We start from the raw sequence: 7,751 nt of genomic DNA on the forward strand, positions 1-7,751 counted from the left end.
GCAGGCTCACCGGCCGGCTCGCCATTGAGTCATCTCAATGAAAGCAAAGCACCACTACGACGAGGAGCGCTCGAATGCATAGCGCTTGCCGGACAGGGCGACAGCCACACCCGCGCGCCGGCCCCGTCAGGCCATCGGCACGTGCGCGTCCCCGACTCGGCGCCAGCCGCCGGGGGGTTATTGGGTTTGCGGCGTTTCGCGGACTTTCTTCGGCCGCCCACGCGGCAGCGGCGAAACGCGCCGGTTGGCCGCTCTCGCCGCCCACTCGCGAAAAGACTCGCCACCGAGCACCCAGCCCTTGAGAGTCGCCTGCTGCAACTCATTGGCCTCGCGCTCGTCGAGCGGCTGCTCACACAAATCCTTGTAGGAGCGTTGCCGCTCGAACGGTGTATTGCCCAGCGACCAGTAGAGTGGATGATCGGTGACGAGGCTATCGACGGCGAGCCCGATGTGATGCCGGTAGCTTGACCATCGATAGTCTTGCGGTGCCCCCACGAGATGCTCCCGTACGGGGCAGAGTTCGATCACGCGACTCGCGAGCAGGAAGTACCGCTCACCCTCGATGACCGTCGCGCGATATCGGCCTTCCCACAAGGTGCCGCGCCGCGCATAACGGCGATTGAAGTGTGCGACGTAGCGCCGACCGACCGCCTGCATTGCCTTGGGCAAACTCGCTTCGTCGCTTGGCGTGACGAGCAGTTGTACCGTGCCCGGCATCAGCACATAGGCATGCACGGACAGGCGATGGTCGCGCGAAGCGGCCTTCAAGCAGTCAACAAATAGCTCGAAGTCCTGCTCGTCGACAAAGGCAGGTTGCTGATCGAGTCCGCGCAGAATCACGTGCTGCGGCTGTTCAGGGACGTAAAGACGTGCTAGCCGTGCCATGCTGATTTCCGTTTAGTACGTTGGTAATTACCCGAGGAACGAAAAGGCCACGCGGCCCGTAACGGCCTTGAGCGCGGCCCAAGCCGAAGTCCCTCACCACTAGGGTGAAAGCTCTAGCGGGTAAGCTTGGTTTGAGTCGAACCTTCTACTCATAATAGGCGGGCAATTAAATGGAGGAAGACATATGAAACTAAAACAGGCCATCACGGGGGCCGCAATCGCCCTTGCGTGCGCGCCGGCTGTGCAGGCGCAAACGGCCGGAACGGTTTATGTTTCAACGGGGTGGTTTCATTTCGCGCCTCAAAGTTCCAGTGATCCTTTGAAGGAAATCAGCCTCGGCAGTTCGCCCATTAACCAGTCAAGTCCCAACACCGGCGCCAGTGTGGGCAACGCCGATACGCTCGCGCTCAGCCTCGGATACTTCATCACCGATCATCTCTCGGCTGAATTCGAGGCCGGCGTTCCGCCGAAGTTCGACATCAATGGCACCGGCAGTTTCTCGAGCTTCGGCAAGCTCGGCACCGCCCGTCTGTGGAGCCCCGCCCTTCTCCTCAAATGGAACTTCAGAAGTGCTGACGCCAAGTTCCGCCCGTATGTTGGGCTCGGCGTCACGCGCGTCTGGTTTTCTGACGCGCAACTCACCAACGGCGCCTTTGAGTCGACAGTTCTGAAAGGTCCGACCAGCGTTTCGACGGACAGTTCCTGGGCTCCTGTGTTCAATGCTGGCTTCAACTATTCGTTCACCAAACATTGGTTTGCCGGCGTTTCCGTGTCGTATATCCCGGTCAGCACGACCGCGAACTTCACTTCGACTAACGTTGGTCCGTTTGGTTTGACGCTGCGAACACAAGCAAAGATCAGGCTCAACCCGATCGTGACTTACGCAAAGATCGGCTACGCCTTTTAAATTGGGCTGAAGTCGCCCAAGCCGGAAACCACCGGGCGCCGCCGAATGAGGGCGGCGTTGTAATATCGACTCTCTCCATTGAACCCGTAATCACGTCTTTGCGCTTGCGCTACACGAGAGCGCCGATCGGCTTTTCGGCGGCCCGCAGTAAAGCTCAGGCAACAAGTGGCTCAGACGTGCGCCCACGGCCGGTGCCGCTCTGTCGCCGTCTGGCACCGAGTTTGCGCACCTTCGATCGCCGCATCAGACGCGGCCTTCTCACCTCGTGACATCGATGCCGACGGAGCGATTATGACCGCCTTACCCAACACGCGAGACGCGCTCGAAACAACGTGGCACAGCGCCGGGCGCCACGCCCGGCGCATGGCCAGCCACAGTCGCAGCGCCGCCGAGGACATCGGCCAGGAAATCCGCGAGCTGCTCGCGGAGCTCGACGAAACCCTCTCCGACGCCACACAATCCGACGCCGCTACGCTGCGCGAGCAAATGCGAAAACGAATCGATGCGGCTCGCGCAAGGCTCGACGGCGCACACGATACGCTCCGCGCCCGTGCCGCCTCGGCTGTCGCAGACGCGAGCACCTATGTGCGGGAAAACCCGTGGGAGGCCGTTGCCGTCTTCGGCGGCTTGGCGCTCGTCGCCGGCTGGATCGTGGCGCGCAACCGCTGACAAAGAGGCCCCCGAGGGATACCGCCGCGCTAGGCTCCGAAGGTCACTCTCAACGCTTCTGGGCTCAGACGCGCGCGATATCCCGATGCGGACGACGATGCATGGCGGCATAGTTGCATGCCGTATCACGCAAGATCCGAAATGCAAGTGCTAGGGCTAGGGCTAAGCGCGATCGATGAAGTCCGCACCAATCAGATCGATACGGTCGGTGCAAATCGTGTCGACGCCCCACTCGGCGACGAGACGCGCCCGTGCGGGATCGTTGACCGTGTACGCGAGGATGAAAAGCCCCGCTGCCTTGATCTCGGCAACGAGCCGGGCGCTGAGGTATCGGTGGTCGGCATGTAGCGAGACGCATCCGAGCGCCGCGGTGAGTGCACGCCAGTCCGCCGGAACGCGGCCGAACAGCATGCCACGCGGAAACGCCGCTGCCGCATCACGCGCGGCAGACAGCGCATCGAAAGAAAAAGACGACAAAAGCGGGGGCACTGCCGCTTTTGCCCAGAGCCGAGCCGACTCGAGGGCCACACGGCGTCCCGTAGCGGCCTCGCGCCCTGGACATGGCTTGATCTCGACATTGGCAGCCACGTCGTGCGCCAGACAATGTGCGGCGACCTCATCGAGCCTCGGCATGCGCTCTCCCGCAAAGCGCACGTCATACCAGCTCCCTGCGTCAAGCGCTGCAATTTGCGCGTACGTCATGCGGGCGGCCGGACCAGATCCGTTCGACGTCCGATTCACCTTATCGTCGTGCAGAAGAAACACTACGTCGTCGGACGAAAGCTTAGCATCGAATTCGATCATTCGATGGCCCAGCCGCGTGCCGGTATCGATCGCCGCCAGCGTGTTTTCAGGGGCAAGCGCGCCGCCGCCACGGTGCGCCGTCACGCATGGATAGGGCCACTCGTTCGTCTTCGCCATGTTCGTCACGACGTTGCCGCTCCCTCGTTGCCGTTTGCTGATTGCGCTTGTTGGCCCGTCTAGTTTTCGCTGATGAGGAAGAGGCGTTGGTATTCCTTCAGCGCATAGCGATCGGTCATGCCCGCGATGTAATGGGCGATAAGCCGCGGCTGCACGGCCGGATCATCGGCGATGTAGCCGGGCGGCAAAAGCCTCGGATCTTCGCTAAAAGCCTCGAAGAGGCCCGTGATGACGCGGCGCGCCTTATTGGCCATGCGCATCACGCGGTAATGCCGATAGAGGTTCCTGAAAAGAAAACGCTTCAGCTCGGCTGCTTGGGCCGCGACGATGTCGCTATGCGCCACGAGCGGCGGAGCAGCGCGCACGGCCTCGAGCGAATCGGGCGCATATTCGGCGAGATTGGCGCGCGTCGTATCAATGAGGTCAACGATAAGGGTGTTGATGACGCGGCGCACCGTCTCGTGCACGAGCCGGCGTCCGTCGAGCTGTGGGTGCACGCGCTTCGCTTCGCAAAACTGTATCTGCCATAGCTCGACGCCCGCAAGCTGCTCAATCGTCAGCAGTCCTGAACGAAGGCCGTCGTCGACATCGTGATTGTTGTAAGCGATCTCGTCGGCAATGTTTGCGATCTGCGCTTCAAGCGATGGGCGCTTGCCGGACAAGAAGCGCTCTCCGAGTTCGCCGAGCTTGCGTGCAGTCTCGCGCGAGCAGTGCTTGAGTATCCCCTCGCGCGTCTCGAAGCACAGATTGAGGCCGTCGAACGCACCGTAATGGGCCTCAAGCTCGTCGACGACGGCGAGGCTCTGCCGGTTGTGCTCGAATCCACCGTAATCGCGCATGCAATCGTTGAGCGCGTCCTGGCCGGCATGGCCGAACGGCGTATGACCCAGGTCGTGCGCCAGCGAAATCGCCTCTACCAGATCTTCGTTGACGCGCAGATTGCGCGCGACCGACCGGGCAATCTGCGCCACTTCCAGACTATGCGTGAGCCGCGTCCGGAAGAGGTCACCCTCGTGATTAACAAAGACCTGTGTCTTGTATTCGAGACGACGAAAGGCAGTCGAATGGACAATGCGGTCACGATCGCGCTGGAACTCAGTGCGGGCAAGGGGGGGCGGCTCCGGGTAGCGCCGACCGCGCGAGCTCGAAGAACGGGCGGCATAGGGCGCGAGATGGGCTTCAAGCATCTCCACCGTCGGCGCGCTCAATGCGCTGGACGACGGTTCGTCGCACCGCTCGCCGCTCAACGCGCCCATCGATCCGTCCTGCATCGGGCTCTGCTTCACGTTCGTCCCCCTTTTACCTGGGCCGCGCCACGTCTGGCGTGACGCTTGCCATCGCGTTGCCTGCGGCTGTGCCTGCCGCTACCGATCAGGCAATTAGACGCTGGCCGAAAGCGTTGCGCGCAACGCGTCCTCAGGCGCGCTGTCCATCAACGGTTCGCCGATGCGCTTGAGCAACACGAATTTGACGGTGCCCGCCTCGGCCTTTTTGTCGCTTTTCATGAGATCGATGTAGCGCGTCTCGCCAAGCGCGGGCGCACGAATCGGCAGCCGCGCCGCCGCCACGATGCTGACAAGGCGCTTGCGTGATGCGTCGTCGAGATGGCCAAGGCGCACCGAGAGGTCGGCCGCCATGGTCATCCCGCAGCCGACGGCTTCGCCATGCAGCCATTCGCCGTAGCCGAGGCCCGCCTCGATCGCATGGCCGAACGTGTGCCCAAAATTGAGGATCGCACGCAAGCCACCCTCCCGCTCGTCGGCCGAAACGACCGACGCCTTGATTTCGCAGCAGCGTTTGATCGCATGCGCCAGCGCCTCGCCATCACAGCCATTGAGCGCACCGATATTGGCTTCGATCCAATCGAAGAATGGCGCATCGGCGATGGCCGCCGTCTTGATCACTTCGGCGATGCCGGCTGCGAGCTCGCGCTCGGGCAGCGTTCTGAGCACGGCGGTATCGGCCACTACCGCCAGCGGCTGGTAGAACGCGCCGATCATGTTCTTGCCGAGCGGATGGTTGATGCCGGTTTTGCCGCCCACCGACGAATCGACTTGCGAGAGCAGTGTTGTAGGCACCTGAATGAACGGCACACCGCGCATGTAGCAAGCCGCCGCGAAGCCCGTCATATCACCGATTACGCCACCGCCCAGTGCGATCAGCGTCGTCTTGCGATCCGCATGGGCGGCAAGCAATGCATCGAAAACGCCATTCAGCGTTTCCCAGTTTTTGTGAGCCTCACCGTCTGGAAGCACGACAGTGGACACCTGCTTGCCAAGCGGCGCGAGCGCAGCGCGCAGCTTTTCGCCGTACAGCGGCTCGACGGTCGTGTTCGTCACGATCGTCACGGCCGACCCCGCGATATGCGGAGCAAACAGCTCAGTACGGCCGATCAGATCTGCGCCGATATGAATGGGGTAGCTGCGTTCGCCTAGATCGACACTGACGGTAATCATAAATGTGCTTTCCGAGTAATGCCGGCCATCTCGAGTTGCATGAGGACCATGTTCACCAATCCGCTGACGGAAGGCCGCCCCGTATCCACCACGAAGTGCGCGCACTCGCGATACAGCGGATCGCGCAGCTCATACAGTGCCTCGAGCTTGGCCTTGGGATCCTCAGTCTGAAGCAAGGGCCGGTTCTTGTCCTTGCGCGTACGCAGCCACAAATCATGCGGACTCGCCCGAAGGTAGATAACCAGACCTCGCGTATGAAGAAAGTCCCGGTTTTCCGGGCGCAACACCGCGCCCCCTCCCGTCGCCAGGACGATAGCATGGCGCGCCGTCAGTTCAGCGATAGCCTGCGCCTCGCGCTCACGGAAACCGGACTCGCCCTCCATTTCGAAGATGACGGGGATACGCGCACCGGTGCGCGCCTCGATTTCGTGATCGGAGTCGAAAAACGGGCGAGCGAGCCGCCGCGCGACGGCGCGACCCACGGTGGTCTTGCCCGCCCCCATGAGTCCCACGAAAAAAATGTTGGTGTCTGCGCCCCGCTCTTGCAACGGATTTCCTCTGATGTTCGGAGAAGTTTCGTGGCGCAGCTTACTGGCAAAGTCGCCGGCTTGTCGAGTGCGCCAATCGGCAGCCCGTCTTCTCATCCACGCGCTGGCCCCGCCTTTGCCGAGGCGCGCCAAGCCGCTCGCCGATCGGCATTTCAATCAATAGGCAGATCGACAACACGTGGCGTAATGAAAACGGCAAGCTCGCTCGATAGCTCGCGCTGGGTCCGATGACGGAAAAGTGCGCCCAAAACCGGTATTTTGCCCAACAGCGGCACGCGCGTCACATCGTTGCGGTTCTGAGCTTCATAAATGCCGCCGATCGATACCGTGCCGCCGTCCTCCACCTCGACGCGCGTGCGCACGCGCCGGGTGTCGATCGCCGGACCCGCCGCTGTCGCTTCACCAACACTATCCTTGGCGATTTCCAGATCGAGAATGACGCGCCCGTTGGGCGTGATCTGCGGTTCCACGTCGAGCTTGAGAGTCGCACGGCGAAACTGCACACCCGATACGCCGTTGCGCACCTTTGCCTGATAAGGCAACTCCGTGCCCTGCTCGACCGTCGCCTTCGCTCGATCGGCCGTCACGACGCGCGGGCTCGATACGATTTGGCCGAGGCCCTCGGCCTCCAGCGCGGAAAGCTCCGCCGTGACAAGGCGTGTCGCCTGCGCTGCAAAGAGCGTCAGACCGACGTTTGCGGCATCGAAGCCGGCCAGCGCACGCGCTGAAAGATCGTGCACGAGGCCGCCGTTGCCTGCGCTCAGCCCCCTTGCATCGGCGGGCGCGCCATTGCCATCGGCCTTTGCACCCACCGTGCGCAAAAACAGTCGCGCGCCGAGATCACGCGAAAACCCGCGCGCGCCCTCCACAATGCGCGCTTCGATCAGCACCTGCCGGTTCGGCTTGTCGATCTCCGCGATGAGCTCGGCCACCTGGGCAAGCCGGGCGCTGAGGTCTGTCACGAACAAGAGATTCGTGCGCGGATCGGCCATTGCGCCACCGCGTTTGGACAGCACGCGCTGGGAGCCAGGCGCGGTCAAGAGCCGCTGCACATCCTCGGCGTGCGGATAGCGTAGAACAAACGTGCGGCTTGCGAGCGGCTCCAGATCGGCCGCGCGCGCATGCGCCTCAAAGCGTTGGCGCTCGCGCGCGGCGAGCTCGGCCAGTGGGGCCACCCAAATGACATTGTCGCGCTGCGACATCGCGAGACCGTTGACGTCAAGCAGCGTATCGAACGCCGTGCGCCACGGCACCTGGTCGAGGTACAGCGACACGGCGCCTCGCACTTTGTCGCTGGCGACAATGTTCAGCCCTGTAAATCGCGCAAACGCTTGAAGGACGTCGGCAAGCTCGGCGTGCCGGAAC

At 62.6% G+C, this 7,751-nt stretch carries 8 protein-coding genes; 2 read left to right on the forward strand and 6 right to left on the reverse strand.

What is annotated here, in order from left to right; genetic code table 11:
* Window positions 1-177 precede the first annotated feature (177 nt).
* A complete protein-coding gene (locus tag VL598_RS04970; RefSeq protein ID WP_325325584.1) occupies window positions 178-885 on the reverse strand; it encodes a transposase in 708 nt (235 codons plus the stop codon).
* Between the two features lie 184 nt (window positions 886-1,069).
* Between VL598_RS04970 and VL598_RS04975 the strand changes: the two genes are divergently transcribed.
* Entirely contained in the window at window positions 1,070-1,792 is a 723-nt protein-coding gene (locus VL598_RS04975) for an OmpW/AlkL family protein (RefSeq protein WP_325325585.1), read from the forward strand.
* A gap of 291 nt (window positions 1,793-2,083) precedes the next feature.
* A complete protein-coding gene (locus VL598_RS04980) occupies window positions 2,084-2,461 on the forward strand; it encodes a DUF883 family protein (RefSeq protein WP_325325586.1) in 378 nt (125 codons plus the stop codon).
* Between the two features lie 162 nt (window positions 2,462-2,623).
* Here the strand turns inward: VL598_RS04980 and ugpQ are convergent, their stop codons facing one another.
* The 5 genes from ugpQ to VL598_RS05005 all read right to left on the reverse strand — a co-directional run.
* On the reverse strand, window positions 2,624-3,382 hold the full coding sequence (gene ugpQ / locus VL598_RS04985; protein WP_325325589.1) for a glycerophosphodiester phosphodiesterase: 759 nt from the start codon (window positions 3,380-3,382) through the stop codon (window positions 2,624-2,626).
* Between the two features lie 59 nt (window positions 3,383-3,441).
* Entirely contained in the window at window positions 3,442-4,638 is a 1,197-nt protein-coding gene (locus VL598_RS04990; protein WP_325325590.1) for a deoxyguanosinetriphosphate triphosphohydrolase, read from the reverse strand.
* A 123-nt stretch (window positions 4,639-4,761) separates the two neighbouring features.
* Entirely contained in the window at window positions 4,762-5,838 is a 1,077-nt protein-coding gene (gene aroB, locus VL598_RS04995) for a 3-dehydroquinate synthase (RefSeq protein WP_325325587.1), read from the reverse strand.
* A complete protein-coding gene (locus tag VL598_RS05000; protein WP_325325591.1) occupies window positions 5,835-6,341 on the reverse strand; it encodes a shikimate kinase in 507 nt (168 codons plus the stop codon). The genes aroB and VL598_RS05000 overlap by 4 nt, the downstream gene beginning before the upstream one ends.
* A gap of 197 nt (window positions 6,342-6,538) precedes the next feature.
* Window positions 6,539-7,751: type IV pilus secretin PilQ (locus VL598_RS05005; protein WP_325325588.1), on the reverse strand; the 1,213-nt coding region annotated here is incomplete at its 5' end.

The sequence above is a fragment of the Trinickia sp. genome (genome assembly GCF_035492435.1).
In the GTDB taxonomy this organism is placed as follows: domain Bacteria; phylum Pseudomonadota; class Gammaproteobacteria; order Burkholderiales; family Burkholderiaceae; genus Trinickia.